This window comes from Streptomyces sp. NPDC097619, assembly GCF_040302735.1.
Taxonomy (GTDB): Bacteria; Actinomycetota; Actinomycetes; order Streptomycetales; family Streptomycetaceae; genus Streptomyces.
On sequence record NZ_JBEOSD010000014.1, the window covers coordinates 16,273 to 37,477 of the forward strand.

Genomic DNA, 21,205 nt, shown 5'->3' on the forward strand with positions numbered 1-21,205 from the left:
AGGACTAGGCTCCTTCTTCACCCGAGCGGCCGGTCACGGGCCGGGCGCGGAGCCGCCGTCGACGGAAGCGAGAGAACCTTGACTTTCCTCACCATCGGTCACCGCGGGGTCATGGGCGCGGAGCCGGAGAACACCCTGCGGTCCTTCGTCCGGGCGGAGCGCTCCGGCATGGACGTCATCGGGCTCGACCTCCGGCTCAGCAAGGACGGCGCCCTCGTCGTCCTCGCCGACGCGGAGGTGGACCGCACCACCGACGGCTCGGGCGCCGTCGCGGACCTCACCCGCTCCGAGCTGCGCGGGCTGGACGCCGGACAGGGCGAGCGGATCCCCCTCTTCGAGGAGGTGCCGGCGGCGGTGCGGACCCCGCTCCAGGTCGACCTGAAGGACGCGGACACGGCCCGGGCGCTGGCCCGGGTGCTGCTGCGGGACGGCCTGACGGGGCGGGTCACCGCCTCGTCGGGCCGCGCAGACGTGCTCACCGACCTGTCGGGGCTGGTCCCGGGGGTGCGGACGGTCCTCACGGCGGACCGGTACGGACCCGAGGTGGTGGACCGGGCCCTGGCCGCCGGGGCCTCCGGGCTGGCCCTGAACCTGCGCCGGCTCACCCTGGAGACGGTGGACGCGGCCCACGCGGCGGGGCTCCGGGTCACCGGGTGGGTGGTCAGCACCCAGGAGCAGCTGCGGCTGGCTCGGGCCCTTCAACTGGACGGGGCAGCCACCGACCTCCCGGAGATCCGCCTGACCGGGCGCTTCACGGCCTGAACCGGACCGAACGGGACCGGACCGGCAGCCGCTCCCCCGCTCCCGATCCCTCGATCCCCCGCCCCCCTCGATCCGGTCGGGCCCAGGGGCTCAGTCCAGGTCCTTGACCAGCAGCACGAAGGCCAGGTCGTCGCGGAGCGGGACGCCGAACCGCTCCTGCCCGTACGGGAAGGGGCTGGTCTCACCGGTCAGTCGGTAGCCGCGCCGCTCGTACCAGGCGATCAGCTCGGCGCGCACGTTCACCACGGTCATGCGCATCTCCCGGGCGCCCCACAGCTCCCGGACCCGGCGCTCGGCCTCGGCGATGATCACCTTGCCGAGGCCCGCGCCCTGCAGGACCGGGCGGACGGCGAACATCCCGAAGTAGGCGTGGTCCCCGCGGTGCTGGAGCTGGCAGCAGGCCACGAGCTCGCCCTCGCGCTCCACGACGAGCAGCACGCTGTCCGGGGTCTCGATGACCTCCCGGACGCCCTTCTCGTCGGTGCGCTGCCCCTCCAGGAAATCGGCCTCGGTGGTCCAGCCGGCCCGGCTCGCGTCACCGCGGTACGCCGACTCCACGAGCCGGACCAGCTCCGGTACGTCGGCGTCGGCGGCGGTCCGGAAGGTCAGGCCGTCCTGGGTACGGGTCTCCATGGGGCGGTGTTCTCCGTTCGGGTGGCCCCGCGCACGCGGGCGCGGGGGTGGGGCGCGCGGTGGTGCGGGCGCGCACCGAGCCTAACGCGCGCGTGGCGCGGGCATTCCTGGGTGAGACGCCGTCGAACGGGGAGGTCCCGCCGTGCACGGTCCCGCGACTCCCGGCTGGCTGCTCGTGGTGCTGTGCACCGTGAGCGGGCTGGCCTGTCTGGCCCGGGCGCGCGGCGGTCCCGGACGGGACGGCCCGGCCGCGGGCGGGGAGGCCGTGATGGCCTTCGCCATGGCCCTGATGGCGCTGCCGGCCGCGCTGCCCGGCCCCGCGGAACGGGGTCCGCTGCTGGCCGTGGTCTGCTCCGGGGCGGCCCTGCACGCCCTGTGGCACGCGGGCCGTTCCCCTCGCTCCCGCGGGCACCACGCCCACCACCTGGTGGGCAGCCTCGCCATGGTCTACATGGTGTCGGCCATGCCCCTGGCGGGCGGGCACGGGACGGGTGGGCACGGGATCGGCGGGGCACCTCAGGCCGGGGCCTCGGGGGTACCGCTCCTCACCGGAGCCCTGCTCCTCTATTACGCCGTCTACGCCCTGCGTGCGGGCCGGCTGCTGCTCCCGGCCACCGTCGGGAACGGCGTCCCGGCGGGGAGCGGGGCGTCCGACGGGGCGGGGAGGGGGGACGGCGTCGGGGCGGAGCTGGTGCGGGCCTGCCGACCGGCGATGGCCCTGGCCATGTTCGCGATGCTGCTGACGGTCTGAGCGGGCCGCCGGAGCCGGGATCGGGCCAGGTGACGTGTCCTCGGTCACTTGGGGGCCCGCGCCGTACCGGCGGGCGGCGCGCCGCTCATAGGCTTCCGCTCATGATGGTCCCCGCCGCCCTCCTGCTGCTCGGCGTCCTGACCGCTCTCGTGGCTCCCCGGCTGCTCGCCCGGGCGCGGTGGCCCGAACGAGAACCGGTGGTGGCGCTGTGGCTGTGGCAGTGCGTGGTCGGCGCGGTCCTGCTGAGTTTCGCGCTGTCGATGGTGCTCAGCGCGGCGGCGGCCTGGGAGGCCGTCCGAGGGCGGCTGTTCGCCACCGCCCCGCACGGCGTGGTCGAGGCGTACGCCCTCGGTCCGGGCGGCGCCTGGGCCACGGTGACCGCCCTCGGCCTGGCCGCCGCCGGGGTCTGGAGCGGGGCCATGCTGGTCCGCGAGGTGGCCCGGGCCCGTCGGCGGCTGCGGCTGCGCCACGCCGAACTGCGCGAGCGGGCGCCCCTGTTGCCCGGTGAGGAGCCGGGCGGGGAGCGGCTGGTGGTGCTGGAGGCCCCGCGGGCCGGTGCCTGGTGGCTCTCGGGCCCGGCCCCCCAGCTGGTGGTGACCACGGCCGCGCTGCGGCGCCTCAAGGGGCGGCAGCTGGACGCGGTGTTCGCGCACGAGCAGGGGCACGCGGCGGCCCGGCACGACTGGCTGCTGCACTGCGCGGAGGCACTGGCGGGCGGCTTCCCGCAGGTGCCGGTCTTCGAGGCGTTCCGCGAGGAGATGCACCGGCTGGTGGAACTGGCCGCCGACGACGCGGCCTCGCGCCGGTACGGGCGGCTGACGATCGCGCTGGCCCTGGTGGGCCTCAACGAGGACCGGGGCACCTTCGGCCCGTGCGCCCACCCGCAGGCCCATGTCCCCGAGCGGGTTCGGCGGTTGCTGTCGGCCCCGGCCCGGCTGCCGGCGCGGAGGCGACTGCTGCTGACCGCCGCGGCCCTGCTGGTACCGGCGGTGCCGGTGGCGGTGGCATTGGTCCCGGGTCTGAGCGCGTTGTCGTAATCGTCCGGATCCGGGGCATGCCAGGATCATGAACGTGCCCAACGGAACACTGAACCGCAGGACGGGCCAGGCGTGCGCCGCCGTCGGCGCGTTGCTCACCGTCCTGGTGACCGTCGAGTGGTCGCCGCTCCTGGCCGCGGACCGCGCCCTGGCGGAAGGACTCCACCGGCACGCCGTGGCCCACCCGCTGCCCACCCGGATCGCGCGGGTGCTGACGGACTGGTTCTGGGATCCGTGGACCATGCGCCTGCTCGGCCTGCTGCTGGCCGCCCGGCTGTGGTGGCGCGGGGCCCGCGGCCGGGCCCTGGTCGTCGTGGGGGCGCTCGTCGTCGCCATGGCCGCGCAGGGCGGGCTGAAGGCCCTGGTCGGGCGGGAGCGTCCGGTGTGGCCGGACCCGGTGGACTCGGCCCGGCTGGCCGCCTACCCCTCGGGGCACGCGATGACGGCGATCGTGGCCTGCGCGCTGCTGCTGTGGGCGGCGGGTCGGGTGCCGGGGCCGGCGGCCCTGGCCCTCGCGGCCGTCTCGGTGGCGGGGGCCGGTGTCACCCGGCTCTACCTGGGGGTGCACTGGGGCAGTGACGTGCTCGGCGGGTGGTTGCTGGGCGCCGCCCTGGCCTCCTGCGCGCTGGCCCTCTGCGCCCGGTTCCCCGGCGAACGGGAACCGGGCCCGCCACGGGCCCCGCGGCCGTCCTGAGGGCCGGCCGCGGCAACGGCCGGTCCCGCTCGGGACGGTGGCGGCGGGCACGTCCGCTTTCCGGGCCGCGCACGGCCGGAACGTGCCGTCAGGGCCGGGCGATCCCCCGCGTCGCCCGGCCCCGGCGCGCTGCGCTGAGTATATTGGCTCGGAGCCAGTCAACGCAGGAGTAAGCATGTCCCCGCGCAGCGCATCGGTCAATGAAGAATTGCGGAGACGTTCCCGGGAGCGGCTCCTGCAGGCCACGGTCGAGCTCGTCGGCGAACACGGGTACGACGCGACGACCCTCGGCGCCATCGCCGACCGGGCCGGCGCGGCCCGGGGGCTGGTCTCGTACTACTTCCCGGGGAAGCGGCAGCTGCTGCAGTCGGCGGTGCACCGCCTGATGCACCTCACGTTGGCCGCCGCGCTGGCCCGGGAGCCGCTGCCGGAGGGCCCGGAGGCCGGCCGGGAGCAGCTGGCGCGGGCCGTGGACGCGGTGCTGGGGCTGGCCGTGGAACGGCCGGTGCTGATGCGGACCCACATGGCCGGGATCCTGTCCGCCGACGGTTTCGTGCGCTGCCCGGAGCAGCAGCGGCTGGCGGAGGTGCTCCGGGAGACGGTCCGCCGCTACGGGGCGGCCGACGTCGAGGCGGACTACCCCCTGTTGCGGGCGCTGTTGATGGGGGCGGTGTTCGCGGTGCTGTTGCCGGGGGCGCCGATGCCGGTGGAGCGGCTGCGGGCGGAGCTGTTCCAGCGCTACGGGCTGGACTGGGACATGGGAGTGCCGCCGGGCGGCGGACCGCCCGGCGGCACGGTGGAGCGGGGGAACGGGGCTCAGGGCCCTCAGCGGTAGTCGGGCTGCGTCTGGACGTTCAGGCGGTCCATCCACACCCAGCGCGCGCTGTCGGTGCGCCGGTCGTCGATCCTCAGGACGTCGAGTCCCTTGGCGATGTCGTTCGAGTAGATGTGGCCGTTGTAGTAGTACGCGGACCAGGACCCGCCGGTGATCAGCGTGTCGGTGCTGAGCGGGCCGCGCTCGAAGTAGCCGATCTCCTTGGGCCTGGTGGAGTCGGTGAAGTCCCAGACGGAGACGCCGCCCTGGTACCAGGCCTGGACCATGATGTCGCGACCGCCGCCGACGGGGATCAGCGAGCCGTTGTGGGCCACGCAGTTCTCGGTGTCGGCCTGGTGGCGGTCGATCTTGAAGTAGCTGCGGAAGACCAGCTTGCGGTGGTCGCCGCGGCCCTTCAGGTCGTAGATGCCGTCCGCCCCTCGGGTCGGGCCGGTGGCGGCGTTGCAGGTGGCGCCGACGCCGCCGCCGAGCTCGTCGGTGAAGACGACCTTGTCACCGCGCTCGTTGAAGGTGGCCGAGTGCCAGAAGGCGAAGTTGACGTTGTCCTGCACCCGGTCGATCACGCGGGGCTTCTCGGGACGGCTGATGTCGAAGATGATGCCGTCGCCCATGCAGGCGCCCGCGGCGATCTTCTTGGAGGGGAAGACGGTGATGTCGTGGCAGCCCGTGGTCTTGGAGACGCCCGGGTTGGTGGGCGCGCCCGGGTTGCCGCCGTCGGGGAAGAGCACCGGGAAGCCGACCAGCGCGGACCGCTCGGGGTGCTTGCGCGGCACCTTCACCACGGAGATGCCGTCGTGCGGCGGCTGGCAGTCGGGGAAGGCCTCGCTGGGCGAGTAGGAGGAGACGTAGAGGTAGATGTCCCGGTCGCCGGGGACCAGGGTGTGGGTGTGCGAACCGCAGGCGGTCTCGACCGCGGCCACGTACTTCGGGTTGCGCTTGTCGCTGATGTCGAAGACCTTGATGCCCTCCCACGAGGACTTCTCCGTGGCGGGCTGCGAGGTGCTGTTGCAGGAGTTGTCGCTGCGCGAGGAGTCCGTGGACAGGAAGAGCAGGTCGCCGGAGACGGAGATGTCGTTCTGCCCGCCGGGGCAGAGCACCTCCGAGACCACCTTGGGGGCACTGGGTCGGCTGATGTCGTAGATGACGAAGCCGTCGTAGTTGCCCGCGTAGGCGTACCGGCCCTGGAAGGCCAGGTCCGAGTTGACGCCCTTGAGGGCGCCCTTGGGCACGTTCGTCAGATGACGCAGGTTCGGACTGTGGACGATCTGGTCCTGTCCGGGGATGTCCCCGGCGGCCACCGCGGCGCGGGCCGCGTCCCGGGCCTCCCGGCTCACCGATCCGGTGACCGGGGCGTCGCCCGGGTCGGGCGTCGCGGACGCGGGTGCCGCGGTGAACAAGGCGGCGAGGAGTCCGGCCGCCGCCACGACCGCCCCCAGGCCTCTGCGCCGCACGCGGGTGGTGTGCAACGAAGTCACTGTTCCCTCCAGAAGTCCGCCCCCGTGGGAGCGGAACACGAAGCCATGACCCACGGAAGTATGGTCCCTCGCCATGGACATGGCATAGAGATTTCACCGCCGGTCTGGTCGGATGGTGCCCCGTCGATTACCCGAGGAGGACGTGTTGCCGAAGCGTCACCGGCGGGCGGGCGTACTGTCCGCCACCCTGCTCGCCCTGGTCCTGACCGGCTGTCAGGAGGGCGGTGAGGAGCGGGCCTCGGGCCCGACCGGCACCGCCGGACCACGCGTGGTGGCCCCCGGCAAGCCCGGCGAGCCCGCCCGCACCCTCACCCCCGAGGAAGCGGCGAAGGAACTGCCCGACGACTCCCCCAACGCCGCCGACCACGCCTACGCGGAGCGGATGATCGAGCACCACCGCCAGGCCCTGACCATGTCGGCCCTGGCGCCGACCCGCGCCGCCTCCGAACCGGTCAAGCGACTCGCCGAGCGGATCACCGCCGCCCAGCAGCCGGAGATCGGCGCCATGGAGGGCTGGCTGTCGGCCCACCCCGGCGGCACCGGGCCGGGGCACGGGGCGGGCGGGCACGACCACGCCGGGATGCCGGGCATGGCCTCCGCCGCGCAGCTCGACCGGCTGCGCGCGGCCCGCGGGGCGGCCTTCGACCGGCTCTTCCTGGAGCTCATGATCGCCCACCACTCCGGCGCGGTGACCATGGCCGGCGAGGCCCTCGCCCAGGGCAACAACGTGGCCGTGGAGGAGATGGCCACGGACGTGATCGCCCAGCAGACGGCCGAGATCCACCGGATGCGCGCGATGGGCTGACGGGCCCCGCGCCCGGTGGCATCCTGGGGTCACCCTGCGGAAGGAGCACCACCGTGCTTCGTGTGGCCGTCGTCGGTTCGGGCCCGAGCGGGGTCTACACCGCCCAGCACCTCGCGCAGCAGCGCGAGGTCCCCGTGCGGGTGGACGTGCTCGACCGGCTGCCCTGCCCGTTCGGTCTCGTGCGGTACGGGGTGGCCCCCGACCACGAGAAGATCAAGTCCCTCCAGGGCAATCTGCGCACGGTCCTGGAGGACGAGCGGATCCGCTTCCTGGGCCACGTGGAGGCGGGCGGACCGGAGCTGCCCGCCCACCGGCTGCTGGAGCTGTACCACGCGGTGGTGTACTGCGTGGGCGCGGCCCGCGACCGGCGCCTGGGCATCCCCGGGGAGGAACTGGCCGGGGTGCGCTCCGCCACCGACTTCGTCTCCTGGTACAGCGCGCACCCGGACGCGGCCGAGGAGCGGTTCGGGCTGGACGCCGTCGGCTCGGCGGTGGTGATCGGCGCGGGCAACGTCGCCGTGGACGTGGCCCGGATCCTGGCCCGCGGGGTCGCGGACCTGCTGCCCACCGACATCCCGCAGACCGCGCTCGGCGCGCTGACCGCCAGCGGGGTCCGCGAGGTGCACATGGTGGCCCGCCGCGGCCCCTCCCAGGCCAAGTTCACCACCAAGGAGCTGCGCGAGCTGGGCGGGCTGTCGGGGGTGGCCACCGTGGTGCGCCCGGAGGAACTGGCCCTGGACCCGGCCTACGCCGACCCCTCGGCCCCGCTGCCCGGCCCGGTCCGCCGCAACGTCGAGGTGCTGCGGGGCTGGGCCGGAGCGCCCGGCGGCCCGGCCCTGCGCCGGATCGGCCTGCGCTTCTACCTGCGCCCGGTGGAGGTCCTGGGGCGGGACGGCAGGGCCACGGGCGTGCGCTTCGAACGGACCGTTCCGGACGGCCGCGGCGGGGTCACCGGCACCGGCGTCTTCGAGGAGGTCCCGGCTCAGCTGGTGCTCCGCTCCATCGGGTACGAGGGCGTGGCCCTGCCGGGGCTCCCCTTCGACCCGCGGACCTGTACCGTCCCGCACGCCGCCGGGCGGATCCTGCGCGAGGGCGTGCCCGCCGAGGGCGAGTACGTGGCCGGGTGGATCAAGCGCGGCCCGACCGGCGTGATCGGCACCAACCGGCCGTGCGCGAAGGAGACGGTGGGCTCGCTGCTCGCGGACGCGGCCCGACTGGTGTCCCGCCCGCGGCCCGCCGACCCGCTGACGGAGCTGCGGGCCGCGGGACTGCGGCCGGTGGAGTGGCGGGGCTGGTTGTCCATCGAGCGGGCCGAGGCGGAGCTGGGCCGCTCCCTGGGCCGCCGCTCGGTGAAGATCCCGGACTGGTCGGGGCTGCTGACGGCGGCCGGCGGCCGCTGACCCGCGCGCCCCGGAGGCCGCACCCGTTCAGGGCCTGCGGCCCGCCTCCGCCTCGGCGGCCGCGAGGACGGCGTCGAGGAGGCCGGGAAAGAGGGCGTCCAGCTCGGTACGGCGCACCAGGTTGAGCTTCGCCGTGCCCCGGTAGACCTGACGGATCACCCCGCTCTCGCGCAGCACGCGGAAGTGGTGGGTGGTGGTCGACTTCGACACCGGCAACGCGAAGGCGGAGCAGGCCATTTCGGCGCCGTCGGCCGCCAGGGTGCGCACGATGTTCAGGCGCACCGGGTCGGAGAGGGCGTGCAGGACGCCTTCGAGGCGGATCCCGTCCGCGTCGGGGTGCGCGAGCGCGCGGGAATCCTGCTGCCGCTCGGTCACTTCGCCTCCATCGTTCGGGACCCGCGGGTCACTCTGCCGCACCGGGGCTCCCGGGCGGGCCCGGGCCGCGCCGACCCGCGCCACCATTGTACGAGACCTTTCGTACTTCGATGATTCTCGTAGTACGATGACTCTCGAACTTAGCCGTCCACCGGTTCAGCGCCGGCGGCGGCCCCCTGCCCGCCCACCGGCCGCGCCCGTCGCCGTACGAGACCACGGAGTACCCATGAGCGCCCTGTTCGAGCCCTACACCCTCCGCTCCGTCACCGCCCCCAACCGGGTCTGGATGCCCCCGATGTGCCAGTACTCCGCGGCCCCCACCGGCCCCGGCACCGGCGCCGCCACGGACTGGCACTTCGCCCACTACGCCGCCCGTGCCGCCGGCGGCACCGGGCTGATCGTGGTCGAGGCCACCGCCGTCTCCCCCGAGGGCCGGATCTCCCCCTACGACCTCGGCCTGTGGAACGACACCCAGACCGAGTCCCTGCGCCGCATCACCGCCTTCCTCACCGAACAGGGCACCGTTCCGGCGATCCAGCTCGGTCACGCCGGCCGGAAGGCGAGCACCGAACGGCCGTGGCACGGCGGCCGGCCGATCGGCCCCGAGGAACACGGCTGGCAGCCGGTCGCCCCCAGCCCGCTGCCCTTCGCCGAGGGCCACCCCGTCCCCACCGAACTGACCGTGGACGAGATCCACCGGATCACCACCGACTTCGCCGCCGCCGCCCGGCGCGCCCTCGACGCGGGCTTCCAGGCCGTCGAGATCCACGGCGCCCACGGCTACCTCATCGGCGAGTTCCTCTCGCCCCACAGCAACCGGCGCACCGACGCCTACGGCGGCTCCTTCGAGAACCGGGTCCGCTTCGCCCTGGAGGTCACCGACGCCGTCCGCGCGGTCTGGCCCGAGGAGCTGCCCCTCTTCTTCCGCGTCTCGGCCACCGACTGGCTCGATCAGGACGGCTGGACCGCCGAGGACACCGTCCGCCTCGCCGCCCTCCTCCACGCCCACGGAGTGGACCTCCTGGACGTCTCCACCGGCGGCAACGCCCCGGGCGTCACCATCCCTGTCGGACCCGGCTACCAGGTGCCCTTCGCCGCCCGGGTCCGCCGCGAGACGGACCTGCCGGTGGCCGCCGTCGGCCTGATCACCGACCCCGTCCAGGCCGAGAAGATCCTCGCCGACGGCGAGGCCGACGCCGTCCTGCTGGGCCGCGAGCTGCTGCGCGACCCGCACTGGGCCCGCCGCGCCGCCCGCGACCTCGGCGGCGAGATCCGCGTCCCCGGCCCCTACCAGCGGGCCTGACCCCGGCCGTCCCCCGACGGACCCCCTCCGGCACCGACGACGACCTCCCGACGCCCCGCGCCCGGCGCGGCCGGACGGCCGTTGTCGGTGCCCGGGTGCACAGTGGGAACAGGAGCCGTGGCACACGGGCCCCGCAGGGGCACCACGGCGGGACGACGAGGTCCGGAGGTCCGGCCATGGCCGACGTACTGCTCACCGTGGGCACCCGCAAGGGGCTGTTCCTCGGCCGCCGCACCGGCGGCCGCTGGGAGTTCGGGGAACCCCACTTCAACGCCCAGGCGGTCTACGCCGTCGCCATCGACCGCCGCGGCCCGCGGACCCGGCTGCTCGTCTCCGGGGACAGCGCGCACTGGGGGCCGTCCGTCTTCCACTCCGACGACCTCGGCGCCACCTGGACCGAACCGACCGCGCCCCCGGTGAAGTTCCCCGCCGACACCGGCACCTCCCTGGAACGGGTCTGGCAGCTGCACCCCGCCGGACCGGCCGCCCCCGACGTGGTCTACGCGGGCACCGAACCGGCCGCCCTGTTCCGGTCCGAGGACCGCGGGGAGAGCTTCACCCTGGTCCGGCCGCTGTGGGAGCACCCCACCCGGTCCCGCTGGGAGCCCGGCGGCGGCGGTGAGGCCGTGCACACCGTGATCACTGACCCCACCGACCCCGACCTGGTCACCGTCGCCGTCTCCACCGCCGGGGTCTTCCGCAGCCGCGACGGCGGGGCCAGCTGGGACCCGTCCAACTCCGGGGTCTCCGCCGTCTTCCTCCCCGACCCCGACCCGGAGTTCGGCCAGTGCGTCCACAAGATCGCCCAGGACGCCGGGGACGCGGACCGCCTCTACCTCCAGAACCACTGGGGCGTCTACCGCAGCGACGACGCCGGCGCCCGCTGGACCGACATCGGCTCCGGACTCCCCTCCGACTTCGGCTTCGCGGTGGCCGCGCACCCCCACCGCCCCGACACCGCCTACGTGTTCCCCCTCAACGCCGACTCCGACCGCGTCCCCGCCGAACGCCGCTGCCGGGTCTTCCGCACCCGCGACGCGGGCGCCGCCTGGGAACCGCTGTCCAGCGGACTGCCCTCCGGCGAACACTTCGGCACCGTGCTGCGCGACGCCCTGTGCACCGACGACGACGACCCGGCGGGCGTCTACTTCGGCAACCGCAACGGCGAGGTGTACGGCAGCGACGACGACGGCGACACCTGGCGGCTCCTCGCCTCCCACCTGCCCGACGTCCTCTGCGTGCGAGCCGCCGTGATCGGCCACTAGAGTGACGGGGTGGCAGCACGACCCTTGAACGACATCGTGGAAGCGGGCTGGGCCCGGGCGCTGGAACCGGTGGCGGGGCAGATCGCCGCCATGGGGGACTTCCTCCGGCAGGAGATCGCCGCCGGACGCACCTACCTCCCGGCCGGAGCGCACGTCCTGCGCGCCTTCCAACAGCCCTTCGACGAGGTGAAGGTCCTCATCGTGGGCCAGGACCCCTACCCGACCCCAGGGCACGCGATGGGCCTCTCCTTCTCCGTCGCCCCCGAGGTGCGGCCGATCCCCGGCAGCCTGGAGAACATCTACCGGGAGCTGTACGCCGACCTGGGCGTGCCGCGCCCCGCCAACGGCGACCTCACCCCGTGGACCCGGCAGGGCGTGCTGCTCCTCAACCGCGCCCTGACCACCGCGCCCCGGAAGACCGCCGGTCACCGGGGCAAGGGCTGGGAAGCCGTCACGGAGCAGGCCATCCGCGCCCTCGCCGCGCGCGGCAAGCCCCTGGTCTCGGTGCTGTGGGGCCGGGACGCCCGGAACCTGCGCCCGCTCCTGGGGCAGCTGCCGGCGGTGGAGTCCGCGCACCCCTCCCCCATGTCCGCGGACCGCGGCTTCTTCGGGTCGAAGCCGTTCAGCCGGACCAACGACCTCCTGGTCCGCCAGGGGGCCGAGCCGGTGGACTGGGCCCTTCCGCCGATGAACTGAGGTCCCGTCCGCGGGCCCGCCCTCCTGACCGGCGCTTTATCTGACATTCAACGGATAAATACGGACAGATGCCGCCCGGGTGACCCCTGCCCGAACAGCCGGTCCGGGAAAACCAGTAGCATGCGGCGCCATGAGCTCCCCCACTGGGCCCGCCGGCCTGCCTGTACGAATGCCGCGACCCCGCCAGACCGGACGGCACCGCCGCCCCGAGCCCGCCGTGGCGCCCGAGGGCGCCCCCGCGCTCGTCCTGGCCGTGCCCGGGGTCCCGTCGGCCGCCTCCCGTTCGCTCGCGGAGGAGACCCTGAGCATCGCCCGTTCCGAGCTGCCGGGCCTGGACGCCCGGATCGGCTACCTGGAGGGCGCCGCCGCTTCCGAGGGGACCCCCGCGGAGTTCCCGGCCCTGTCCGAGGTGCTCGGGGCGGTCGCCGCCGAGCGCACCGCGCGGGCCGAGTTCGCCCGCGCCGCCGGGCTGGAGGTCCCCGCGCCTCAGGGTCCCGACGCCGTCGTGGTGCCGCTGCTGGCCGGTCCCGACGGTGACCTGCTGCGCCGGATCCGGCAGGCTCTGATGGAGAGCTCCGCGGCGGTCGAGCTGGCCGACGTGCTCGGCCCGCACCCGCTGCTGGCGGAGGCCCTGCACGTGCGGCTCTCCGAGGCCGGGCTGGCCCGCGCGGACCGCGCGCGCCTGTTCACCGTGGCCACCGCGGCGGACGGCATCATCCTGGGCACGGTCGGCGGGGCCGAGGCGGTGCAGACCGCCGGGATCACCGGGATGCTGCTCGCGGCTCGGCTGGCGGTACCGGTGATGGCGGCCGCGCTGGACGAGGAGGGTTCGGTGGCGTCCGTCGCCGAGCAGCTGCGCGGGGCGGGCGCCCAGCAGCTGGCCCTGGCGCCCTACGTGGTCGGTCCGGAGGCGGCCGAGGGGCTGCTGGACACCGCCTGCAAGGAGGCGGACTGCGCCACCGCCGAGTCGCTGGGCGCCTACCCGGCCGTCGGCAAGCTGGCCGTGGCCAAGTACGCCGAGGCCCTGGGGATTCCGCAGCCCGCGGGCGTGCGCTGATCCCGGGGACCCCTTCGCACCACGGGGCCCGCTTCCCTCAGGGGAGGCGGGCCCCGTCGCGTTCCGCCGGGCGCGCGGGCCCGGCGCCGGCCGGTCAGGGGCGGGCGAGGACCACGCAGGTGGGGGCGGGCAGGGCCAGGGAGCCGGAGCGGACCGGGCGGCCGTCGGCGGGGTCGATCGCGAACCACGTGACGTCGCCGGAGCGCTCGTTCGCCGCGTACAGGCGCCGCCCGGCGGGGTCCAGGGCCAGGTCCCGGGGCCAGGTGCCGCCGCAGTCGACGGTCGCGGTCGGGCGCGGGTCGGTGCCCGCGGGGTCCAGGGCGAGGACGACCAGGGTGTCGGTACCGCGGACGGCGGCCCAGAGGAAGCGGCCGGCGGGGTCGGCGACCAGGGCGGAGGGGTAGGCGCGGGCACCGTCGGGGCCGTGGTCGGCGACCCGGACCTCCGTCGCGGGGACGGCGGTGCCGGTGGCGGGGTCCCAGTGGCAGACGGTGAGGACGGGCTCCAGCTCGTGCAGGACGTACAGCAGCCGCCCGCCGGGGTGGAAGGCCAGGTGCCGGGGGCCGGTGCCGGGGCGCAGGGCGGTCTCGGAGTGCGGGGTGAGGGTGCCGTCCCCGGGGTCGAGGGCGGCGATCCACAGGGAGTCGGTGCCGAGGTCGACGCTGAGCACCCAGCGGCCGTCCGGGGAGGGCAGGATCTGGTGGGCGTGCGGGCCCTTCTGCCGGTCGGGGTCGGGGCCGGAGCCGTGGTGGTCGAGGACCCGGGGCGGGCCGCCGAGGGAGCCGTCGGCGGCGCGGGGCAGGGTGGAGACGCCTCCGGAGGCGTAGTGGGCGGTGAGCAGCCAGGGACCGGCCACGGAGAGGTGGGTGGGGCCGTCGCCGCCGACGGGGGTGGTCGGTCCGAGGGGGCGCAGGCCCTCCGGGGTGCGGGCGAAGGCCGCGGCGGCGCCCCGGGCGGTCTCGCTGACCGCGTAGAGGGGGCCGCCGTCGGGGTCGAGGGCCAGGTAGGAGGGGTCGGGCAGGCTGCCGGTGGTGGCGAGCGCGGTGAGGGCCCCGGTGTCCGGGTCGGCCGTGGCGGTGGTGATGCCGTGGCCGCCGGCGGAGGTGAAGGAGCCGATGTAGGCGTGCGACGGGGCGTCGCCCGGGTCGGTGTGGTCGCCGTGGTGGCGGTCGGTGCTGTGCGCGCGCACGCGGAACTCCCCCTCTCGTCCCGGCCGGTGTGCCGGTTCCGTGTGCGCCGACGGTAGCAGGACTAGACCAATGCCCGGTGAGCGCCCCGCCGCGCTTCGGGGCGGGGCGCGGTCCCGCCGGTGGGCCGGTCAGGCGGCTTCGGCGGGGCGCATGCCCTCGCCGCGGGCGCGGGCTGCGGCGCGGGGGTCGTGGAGGTAGGAGGGGCTGTGTTCGGTGGTGTCGTAGGTGCGGTGGAAGACGGGGGTGACGGATCCGGACATGGGCGGGACGATCCAGGCCCAGTCGGCGCCGACCTCGCGGCCGTGCCGGCGTTCGCGTTCCAGGTGGGCCATGAAGCGGCGGGCCTCGGTGTGGTGGTCGGTCATGGTGACCCCGGCCCGGTCGAAGGAGTCCAGCACGGCCCGGTTCAGCTCGACCAGGGCGCGGTCCTTCCAGAGCGAGCGGTCGTTGGAGGTGTCGAGGTCGAGGCGGCGGGCGACCTCGGGGAGCAGGTCGTAGCGGTCGGTGTCGGCGAGGTTGCGGGCGCCGATCTCGGTGCCCATGTACCAGCCGTTGAACGGGGCGGCCGGGTAGCGGACCCCGCCGATCTCCAGGGTCATGCCGGAGATGGCGGGGACGGCGTGCCAGCGGAGGCCCCAGTCGGCCCAGCGGTCGCCCTCGGGGTGTTCGATGGGGACTTCCAGGACGGCGTCGTCGGGCAGCTCGAACCAGCGGGGTTTGTCGTCGCAACCCTGGACCACCAGGGGGAGCACGTCGAAGGGGGTGCCGGGGCCGCCGGGCCAGCCCAGTTCGCGGACGGCGGCGGTGAAGGACTCGTTGCGGGGGTCCCCGATCCGGCGGCCGCCGCGCCGGCCGTACCCGGCGTAGCGGATGAGCTGTTCGTTCCAGATCACGGGGCCGGGGCGGCCGGGGATGTCGGGGGCGAAGACGGTGATGGTGGGGCGGATCCGACCACCGTTGCCGGCCTCGCGGAGGTGGTCGGCGCAGGCGGCGGCGATCTCGTCGGCGCCGGTGAGGCCGCGCAGGTCGCGGACGCGCAGGGCGTTCCAGTACAGCCGGCCGATGCAGCGGTTGCTGTTGCGCCAGGCCACCCGGGCCCCGTGGGTCAGCTCCTCGGGGGTGTGCCGGTAGGTCCCGAGCACGCATATCTCGTCGCGGACGTCGGAGAGGCGGGCCTCGACGTCACCGGCGTCCGGGTTCTCGCGGTGGTGCAGTCGGATGAACTCCTCGGCCTCGGCCCAGATCCGCGCGGCCGTCGGCCGCCGCCGCAGTGCTTCCATGCCGTCGGTACCCCCTTGCCCGTCCTGTGAACAAGGACCCGTTCTCCATGCCCGGACCGGGCGGGCACGGGTGTCCCGCCCGGACGGCTGAGGCCCGTGGACCATGATCGAGCCCACCGGGGGGAGCTCCGCAGGGAAACGACCGAACCCGCCCGCCGGAACCGAAAATGAGGTAAAGGGGCAGGCGGGAGCGGACCTGCGGTCCCGGGCGGGGGCCGGGTCGGTCAGGCCGTGACGAGCTTGCTGCGCGGGTCGGCGTGCAGGGGCGCGGCGATCTCCGCGAGGGCTTTCTCCAGGCCGTGCAGGTGGACCAGGGCCGGGACCCCGGGGGCCGCGCCCTGCGGGGCCGGATCGGCACCGGCGGGGGCGAGGCCGCGCTCCCCGGCGGTGAGGGCCTCGACGGCGGCCTCGACGCGCCAGCACGCGGCGGCGAGCCGGGCGTCGTGGGAGGCCAGCGGGTCGGCGGCGACGGAGACCAGGCCGCGGACCTCGCGGGCGCAGTCGTCCAGCAGGGCGAGCACCTGCCGGGCGCGGACCTTGCGGGCGCGGAACGGGCTCAGCGGGTGCACCAACGGGGCGAGGGCCATCCGCACCCGGGCGAGCAGCAGTTCCAGGGCGGCGGCGTGCGGGGCCGGGTCGGCCGCCGGGTCCCCGGCCAGGCGGGCCGCGGCGTCGGCGGTGGCGGCGTGCACCCGGTGCAGGGCGCGTTGGATGAGGGCGTCGTTGGTGGCGTGGGTGGTCACGGGGAGCACCAGGACCACGGCCAGGGCCGCGCTGACGGCTCCGACGCCGGTCTCGGCGAGGCGGAGCAGCAGCAGCGGGGCGTCGAGGACGCCGAGGAGCCCGTAGAGCAGCCCCGCCATCACGGTGACGAAGAACATCATCCAGGAGTAGGAGGGGGCCGCCGTGTAGAAGATCCCGAACACGCAGACCGCGACGAGGACGGCCGTGGGGGCCGGCGCCCCCTGCAGCGGCAGCGCCACGAGCAGGCCGGCGCCGATGCCGATGATCGTGCCGAGCACCCGGCGGAAGCCGCGGACCAGGGTCTCGCCCCGGGAGACGGTGTTGACGAACACCCACCAGGTGGTCCCGACGGCCCAGTACCAGCGGTCGTCGCTGAGCGCCTGGCCCACGGCGAGGGCCGCCGCACAGGCCAGGGTGGCCTGGACGGCCTGCCGGGTGGTGGGGCGGGCCAGACCGGTGCCGGGCAGGGCGGGCGGGGCGGGGGCGGGCGGGGTGCGGCGTTCGATGGGCCACAGCAGGAAGCGGACCGCGCCCGCCGCGAGCAGGGCCAGGCCGACCGCCGCGTACAGCTCCGGCAGCTGGCCGGGGACCGCGTGCAGGAACTGGGTGACGAAGAACATCATGAAGCCGAAGATGCCCAGGGCGTGCCCGCGGGGCCCCCAGCGGCGGGCGTAGACGCCGCAGAAGACCACGGCGAGGAAGGCGGCGTCGCGGGCGGCGGTGACCCCGTGCAGCAGGGTGGCCAGGGCCAGGACCGGGAAGCCGGCGGCGGGCAGCAGGGCGGTGGTGACGGCCTGCCGGCGGACGCTGGGGTCCAGCACGGTGAAGAGGGCCAGGAGGGCGGCGAGGCCGCCGGTGATCGAGGCCGTCAGGGAGAGCCCGGCCAGTTCGGCCACGGCCACCGCGAGGCCGACGCCGAGAACGGCGCGGAGCGAGTTCCTGAGTCTGAGGAGCCCCGGATCCGGAGCGCTGAACATCCTCTTCACGGCGTGCGCCGCCCCCCTTGCGGTGGTGCTCGCCGCACCGGGCCGCCCGGGGGTGGTGGGCGGCGGCCGGACACGGCGAAGGCACCGCGCTCCGGGAACGGCTTCGTTGCCGTCCGGCCCGCGCGGTGCCGAAAGTACGTGGTTATCACAAGGATAACCACGGGGCGGGCCGGTGGCTCAACCGCGCGGGCCGGCGGTGGGCCATTGGCCCAGCGTGGAGGGGTGGGAGCGGGCCGCGGGGCGACCATCGGCCCGGCCGCCCGGGCATCGGGCGCCGCGCGGGGTCCGCTCCCCCGCGCGTCCCGCGGCGGGCGTGCCCTCAGGCGGGGTGCGGGAGGGGGAGTCCGCGCAGGACCTGCGCGAGCACCCGGTCGGCCTGCCCGTCGAGGTAGAAGTGGCCGCCGGGGAAGGTGGTGACCTCGCTCGGTCCGGCGGTCCAGGCGGCCCAGCCCTCGGCGGCGGCCGCGGACACCCCGGTGTCCTCCCGGCCGGTGAGCACGCCGACCGGGCAGGGCAGCAGGGAGCCGGGCTCGGGACGGTAGCGGTCGAGGAGCTCGTAGTCGCCGCGGACCACGGGCAGGACCAGCTCGCGCAGCTCGGGCAGGTCGAGGAGGGCGGGGTCGATGCCGCCGAGCTCCTTCAGTTCGGCGCACAGCTCCTCGTCGGTCCGCGGGCCGCGGCCCGACCGGCCGCCGAAGAACTGCGGGGCGGGGCAGGCGGAGGCGAACAGCCGGACCGGGGCGGGCAGGCCGAGCCGGCGGACGCGCAGGGCCAGCTCGAAGCCGGTGAGGGCGCCCATGCTGTGGCCGAACACCGCCCAGGGCCGGTCCAGCCACGGGGCGAGGGCGTCGGCGAATCCGGCGGCCAGCTCCGGGATGCCGGCGGGCCAGGGGTCGTCGATCCGGTCCAGGCGCCCGGGCGGGCAGGCCGCGATCAGCTCCACCTCGGGCGGGAGCAGGGCGGCCCACTCCTGGTAGAGGCTGTGGGAGCCGCCCGCGTGCGGCAGGCAGACCAGCCGGAGGGCGGCCGCCGGCCGGGGTTCGGGGCGGCGCAGGGCGCGGCCCGCGGTGGGGGCGGCGGGGCCGCCGTGGGGGTGCTGCTGCATGTCTCCTCGTCCGTGGCCGGGGCGTCCGTGGCCGGGCGTCCGGTGTCGCGTCCGGTGTCGTGTCCCGTGCCGCGATCGGTGCGGTGTTCGGTGCGCGGGCGCCGCGACGGGTGCGGCGGCCGGGTGGAGCACCGGGCCGCCGCGGGGTCCGTCGCGCGGGTCCGTCGCGGGCGGGTCAGGCGGCGGTGACCGGGGCGGCCGCTTCGTCGGTGTGCAGGGCGGGCCGCTTCTCGGCGGCGCGGGCCAGCGGTCCGACGGCGGCACCGGCGAGCAGGAAGGCCCCGGCGAGCACCGCCCAGCCGGTGGTGCCGTGTCCGATCACCCCGACGGTGACGATCGTGGGGCCGAGGACGAACTGGGCGCTGGTGCCCAGGTTGAACGTGGCCAGGTACTCGGCGCGGGACCGGTCCGGTGCCAGGGCGTACGAGAGGCCCCAGCCGCCGGCGGACTGGTACAGCTCCCCCGCGGTGAGCAGCACGAGGCCGAGCACGAGCAGGGCGACGACCGCGGCGACCGGCAGGTCCGCTCCGGCGACCGCGAAGAGGGCGGAGGCGGCGATCAGGGCGAGGGCCGCCTTGTGCATGGCCTTGACGCTGCCGGCCACGGTGTCGGTGCCCTTGGAGGCGTGCACCTGGAAGGCGACGGCGAGGATCGTGTTGACCACCAGGAGGAGGCCGACCAGGGCCTTGGGGGCGTCGGTGTGCTCGCTCACCCAGAGCGGGACGCCGATGCCGAGGAGGGCCATGTGCAGGACGAGCACGCCGTTGGAGGCGGCCACGGCCACGTAGCGGGTGTCGCGCAGGGCCACCAGCTTGAGGCCGGGCTTCTTGGTCTTCGCCGCCGGGGGTTCGGTGCGGTGGCGCAGGCGGATGCGGCCGAGGAGCACCGCGGCCAGCACGAAGGAGGCGGCGTTGCCGAGGACGATCAGGCTGAAGGCGGTGCGGGTGCCCACGGCGATGGCGATGCTGGCGAGGAGCCCGCCGAGGGTGAAGCCCACGTTGAAGACCACCCGCATGCGGGCCATCATCGCGACCCGGCCCTCGGCGCCCGCCATCTCCTCGGCCAGGGCCTGGTAGATCGGGAAGACGGCCTGTTCGCCCACGCCGAGGAAGGCGGCGATCAGCACGAAGCTGAGGAAGTCGTCGGCGAAGACGTACGCGACGAAGCCGACGGCCCGGTAGAGGTTGAGGATGATCAGGAGGGTGCGCGGGGTCCAGCGGTCGGCGAGCCAGCCGATCACCGGCTGGGCGGCCAGGCCGAGGACGCCCGCCACGGAGAGGCCGATGCCGACCTGGGCCGCGCTGAGCCCGACGATCGTGGTGAAGAAGAGCGCCGAACCCGCCAGGTAGAGGCCGGTGCCGATGGCGTCGATCAGGCCGATGGAAAGGAAGGCGACGCCGCCCTCGGCGGTGGCGGGGCCCAGCAGGGCGGCGCGCAGCCGACCGGCGGGGCCGCCGCCGGTCCCGGGCGTTCCGGCGGTGTCGGTGGATTCGGGGGCACCGGAGGTGTCGGGGGTGTCGCTCATCGCTGCCCGTCCTTCGCGTCGGTCCCGTCGGTGTGGATGCGGAGGGTGGCGGCGGCCTCCTCGGCGGCGGCCAGGGCGGCCTCCGGTCCGGCGGCGACGACCAGGACCTCACCGACCCGGTCCCAGGAGGAGCGGAGCTCGGCGACCCGGTCGCCGGGGCCGACGGTGACGCCGGCGCGCAGCACGCCCGCGGTGCGTTCCACCTCGTCCAGGCCGGTGACCTCGACGACCGTGCCGGCGGGCGCGGACAGGAAGCGGATCGCGGCGGCCAGCGGGGCGGGGCCGGGCAGGCGGGGGCTGCCGCCCGCCAGCAACTCCACCAGGGTGCGGATGACGTTGCCGCCGTAGGCGGCGTCGAGGAGGAAGGTGATGGAGTCGCCGGGGACGCGGCCGGCGCACTCGATGAGGACGGGGCCGTCCTCGCCGAGCATCCACTCGGCGTGCAGGATGCCGGTGCCGTAGCCGATGGCGGCCACGAAGCGGGCGGTCTCCGCCGCGAACCGCTCCTGGACCTCCGCGGGTATCGCGGCGGGCACCACGTGGCCGAGTTCCACCGGGTAGCGGCCGCCCGCGGTGAGCTTGTCGGTGACGTTGAGGAACTCCACCCGTCCGTCGCGGACCAGGGCCTCGACGCTGTACTCGTGGCCGTACAGGCGGCGTTCGGCCAGGTAGCGCCAGTCCAGCTCGCGGTCGGGGAGCATCAGGTCGTCGCGGGCGCCCACGGTGAGCTCCCAGGCCGCGGCGAGGTCGTCGCCGGGTTCGAGGAGCTGCACGCCCAGGGAGGCGTGGCGGTTGGCGGGCTTGAGGACGACCGGCCCGCCCGCGGCGAACTTCGCCACGTCCTCGGGGCCGTGGACCTCGGTCCACTCGGGGTTGCGCAGCCCGGCGGCCTGGGCGGCGGCGCGCAACCGCAGCTTGTCCGTGAGCGCGGCGGAGGCGGCGGTGCCGGCTCCGGGGCGGCCGAAGCGTTCGGCGAGGACGGCCGCGCCGTGCACGCCGTACTCCAGTCCGGCGATGACGAGGGCGACGGGCCCGCCCGCCAGGTGCTCCTCGACGGCGGCCACCAGGGCGAGGTCCTGGTGGTAGGGGGCGGCGACGACGGAGTCCACGCAGTCCAGTTCCGCGGCGGCCGCGTGTACCTCGCGCTTGACGATGATGTCGGGGTCCTCGACCACCACGACGCTGTTCGCGGGCAGGAACTGCTCCATCTGGTTCAGCAGCAGTTTGCCGAACCCGACCATGACCACCCGGCCGGCGGGGAGTTCGATGTGCATGGGGTCTTCTCTC

General features: G+C 75.3%; 20 protein-coding genes. 11 read left to right on the forward strand and 9 right to left on the reverse strand.

Features of this window, described 5'->3' with window-relative positions; all coding sequences use genetic code 11:
* Positions 1–78: 78 nt before the first annotated feature.
* Positions 79–762, forward strand: a complete 684-nt coding sequence (locus tag ABTZ17_RS06220) for a glycerophosphodiester phosphodiesterase (protein ID WP_352194322.1) — start codon at positions 79–81, stop codon at positions 760–762.
* A 90-nt stretch (positions 763–852) separates the two neighbouring features.
* Here ABTZ17_RS06220 and ABTZ17_RS06225 read toward each other — a convergent pair whose 3' ends face one another.
* Entirely contained in the window at positions 853–1,395 is a 543-nt protein-coding gene (locus ABTZ17_RS06225) for a GNAT family N-acetyltransferase (protein WP_352194323.1), read from the reverse strand.
* A gap of 142 nt (positions 1,396–1,537) precedes the next feature.
* Between ABTZ17_RS06225 and ABTZ17_RS06230 the strand changes: the two genes are divergently transcribed.
* From ABTZ17_RS06230 to ABTZ17_RS06245, 4 genes are all read left to right on the forward strand, one after another.
* On the forward strand, positions 1,538–2,146 hold the full coding sequence (locus ABTZ17_RS06230) for a DUF5134 domain-containing protein (protein ID WP_352194324.1): 609 nt from the start codon (positions 1,538–1,540) through the stop codon (positions 2,144–2,146).
* 101 nt (positions 2,147–2,247) lie between these two features.
* Positions 2,248–3,183, forward strand: coding sequence for a M56 family metallopeptidase (locus ABTZ17_RS06235; protein WP_352194325.1), 936 nt, complete (start codon positions 2,248–2,250; stop codon positions 3,181–3,183).
* Between the two features lie 28 nt (positions 3,184–3,211).
* Positions 3,212–3,877 carry a phosphatase PAP2 family protein gene (locus ABTZ17_RS06240; RefSeq protein WP_352194326.1) on the forward strand — a complete coding sequence of 222 codons (666 nt, stop codon included), beginning with the start codon at positions 3,212–3,214 and terminating at the stop codon, positions 3,875–3,877.
* A 175-nt stretch (positions 3,878–4,052) separates the two neighbouring features.
* Entirely contained in the window at positions 4,053–4,712 is a 660-nt protein-coding gene (locus tag ABTZ17_RS06245) for a TetR/AcrR family transcriptional regulator (RefSeq protein ID WP_352194327.1), read from the forward strand.
* Here ABTZ17_RS06245 and ABTZ17_RS06250 read toward each other — a convergent pair.
* Entirely contained in the window at positions 4,703–6,187 is a 1,485-nt protein-coding gene (locus tag ABTZ17_RS06250) for an LVIVD repeat-containing protein (protein WP_352194328.1), read from the reverse strand. The two genes, ABTZ17_RS06245 and ABTZ17_RS06250, sit on opposite strands and share 10 nt — an antisense overlap.
* Positions 6,188–6,299: 112 nt before the next feature.
* Here ABTZ17_RS06250 and ABTZ17_RS06255 point away from each other — a divergent pair, with 112 nt between their 5' ends.
* Positions 6,300–6,992 carry a DUF305 domain-containing protein gene (locus ABTZ17_RS06255; protein WP_352194329.1) on the forward strand — a complete coding sequence of 231 codons (693 nt, stop codon included), beginning with the start codon at positions 6,300–6,302 and terminating at the stop codon, positions 6,990–6,992.
* Between the two features lie 53 nt (positions 6,993–7,045).
* The gene (locus ABTZ17_RS06260) at positions 7,046–8,392 is read left to right on the forward strand and encodes an FAD-dependent oxidoreductase (protein ID WP_352194330.1); all 1,347 of its coding nucleotides are present in this window, start codon (positions 7,046–7,048) and stop codon (positions 8,390–8,392) included.
* Between the two features lie 27 nt (positions 8,393–8,419).
* Here ABTZ17_RS06260 and ABTZ17_RS06265 read toward each other — a convergent pair whose 3' ends face one another.
* Positions 8,420–8,767 (reverse strand): ArsR/SmtB family transcription factor, encoded by a 348-nt coding sequence (locus ABTZ17_RS06265; RefSeq protein WP_352194331.1) that lies wholly within the window; start codon positions 8,765–8,767, stop codon positions 8,420–8,422.
* A 226-nt stretch (positions 8,768–8,993) separates the two neighbouring features.
* On the opposite strand from ABTZ17_RS06265, the gene ABTZ17_RS06270 reads away from it, so the two are divergent.
* From ABTZ17_RS06270 to ABTZ17_RS06285, 4 genes are all read left to right on the forward strand, one after another.
* Positions 8,994–10,070 (forward strand): NADH:flavin oxidoreductase/NADH oxidase, encoded by a 1,077-nt coding sequence (locus ABTZ17_RS06270; protein WP_352194332.1) that lies wholly within the window; start codon positions 8,994–8,996, stop codon positions 10,068–10,070.
* A 176-nt stretch (positions 10,071–10,246) separates the two neighbouring features.
* Positions 10,247–11,335, forward strand: a complete 1,089-nt coding sequence (locus ABTZ17_RS06275; protein ID WP_352194333.1) for a WD40/YVTN/BNR-like repeat-containing protein — start codon at positions 10,247–10,249, stop codon at positions 11,333–11,335.
* 9 nt (positions 11,336–11,344) lie between these two features.
* Positions 11,345–12,031: a uracil-DNA glycosylase gene (locus tag ABTZ17_RS06280; protein ID WP_352194334.1), complete on the forward strand. Its 687-nt coding sequence runs from the start codon at positions 11,345–11,347 to the stop codon at positions 12,029–12,031.
* A gap of 130 nt (positions 12,032–12,161) precedes the next feature.
* A complete protein-coding gene (locus ABTZ17_RS06285; RefSeq protein ID WP_352194335.1) occupies positions 12,162–13,088 on the forward strand; it encodes a sirohydrochlorin chelatase in 927 nt (308 codons plus the stop codon).
* A 94-nt stretch (positions 13,089–13,182) separates the two neighbouring features.
* Here ABTZ17_RS06285 and ABTZ17_RS06290 read toward each other — a convergent pair whose 3' ends face one another.
* The 6 genes from ABTZ17_RS06290 to ABTZ17_RS06315 form a co-directional block, all read right to left on the reverse strand.
* Positions 13,183–14,277, reverse strand: coding sequence for a lactonase family protein (locus ABTZ17_RS06290; RefSeq protein WP_502994608.1), 1,095 nt, complete (start codon positions 14,275–14,277; stop codon positions 13,183–13,185).
* Positions 14,278–14,406: 129 nt separating this feature from the next.
* Positions 14,407–15,558, reverse strand: coding sequence for a nitric oxide synthase oxygenase (locus ABTZ17_RS06295; RefSeq protein ID WP_352194336.1), 1,152 nt, complete (start codon positions 15,556–15,558; stop codon positions 14,407–14,409).
* A 224-nt stretch (positions 15,559–15,782) separates the two neighbouring features.
* Positions 15,783–17,279 carry an FUSC family protein gene (locus ABTZ17_RS06300; protein ID WP_352194374.1) on the reverse strand — a complete coding sequence of 499 codons (1,497 nt, stop codon included), beginning with the start codon at positions 17,277–17,279 and terminating at the stop codon, positions 15,783–15,785.
* A 328-nt stretch (positions 17,280–17,607) separates the two neighbouring features.
* Entirely contained in the window at positions 17,608–18,393 is a 786-nt protein-coding gene (locus ABTZ17_RS06305) for a thioesterase II family protein (RefSeq protein ID WP_352194337.1), read from the reverse strand.
* Positions 18,394–18,568: 175 nt separating this feature from the next.
* On the reverse strand, positions 18,569–19,918 hold the full coding sequence (locus ABTZ17_RS06310; RefSeq protein ID WP_352194338.1) for an MFS transporter: 1,350 nt from the start codon (positions 19,916–19,918) through the stop codon (positions 18,569–18,571).
* Positions 19,915–21,192, reverse strand: a complete 1,278-nt coding sequence (locus ABTZ17_RS06315) for an ATP-grasp domain-containing protein (RefSeq protein ID WP_352194339.1) — start codon at positions 21,190–21,192, stop codon at positions 19,915–19,917. The genes ABTZ17_RS06310 and ABTZ17_RS06315 overlap by 4 nt, the downstream gene beginning before the upstream one ends.
* Positions 21,193–21,205 lie beyond the last annotated feature (13 nt).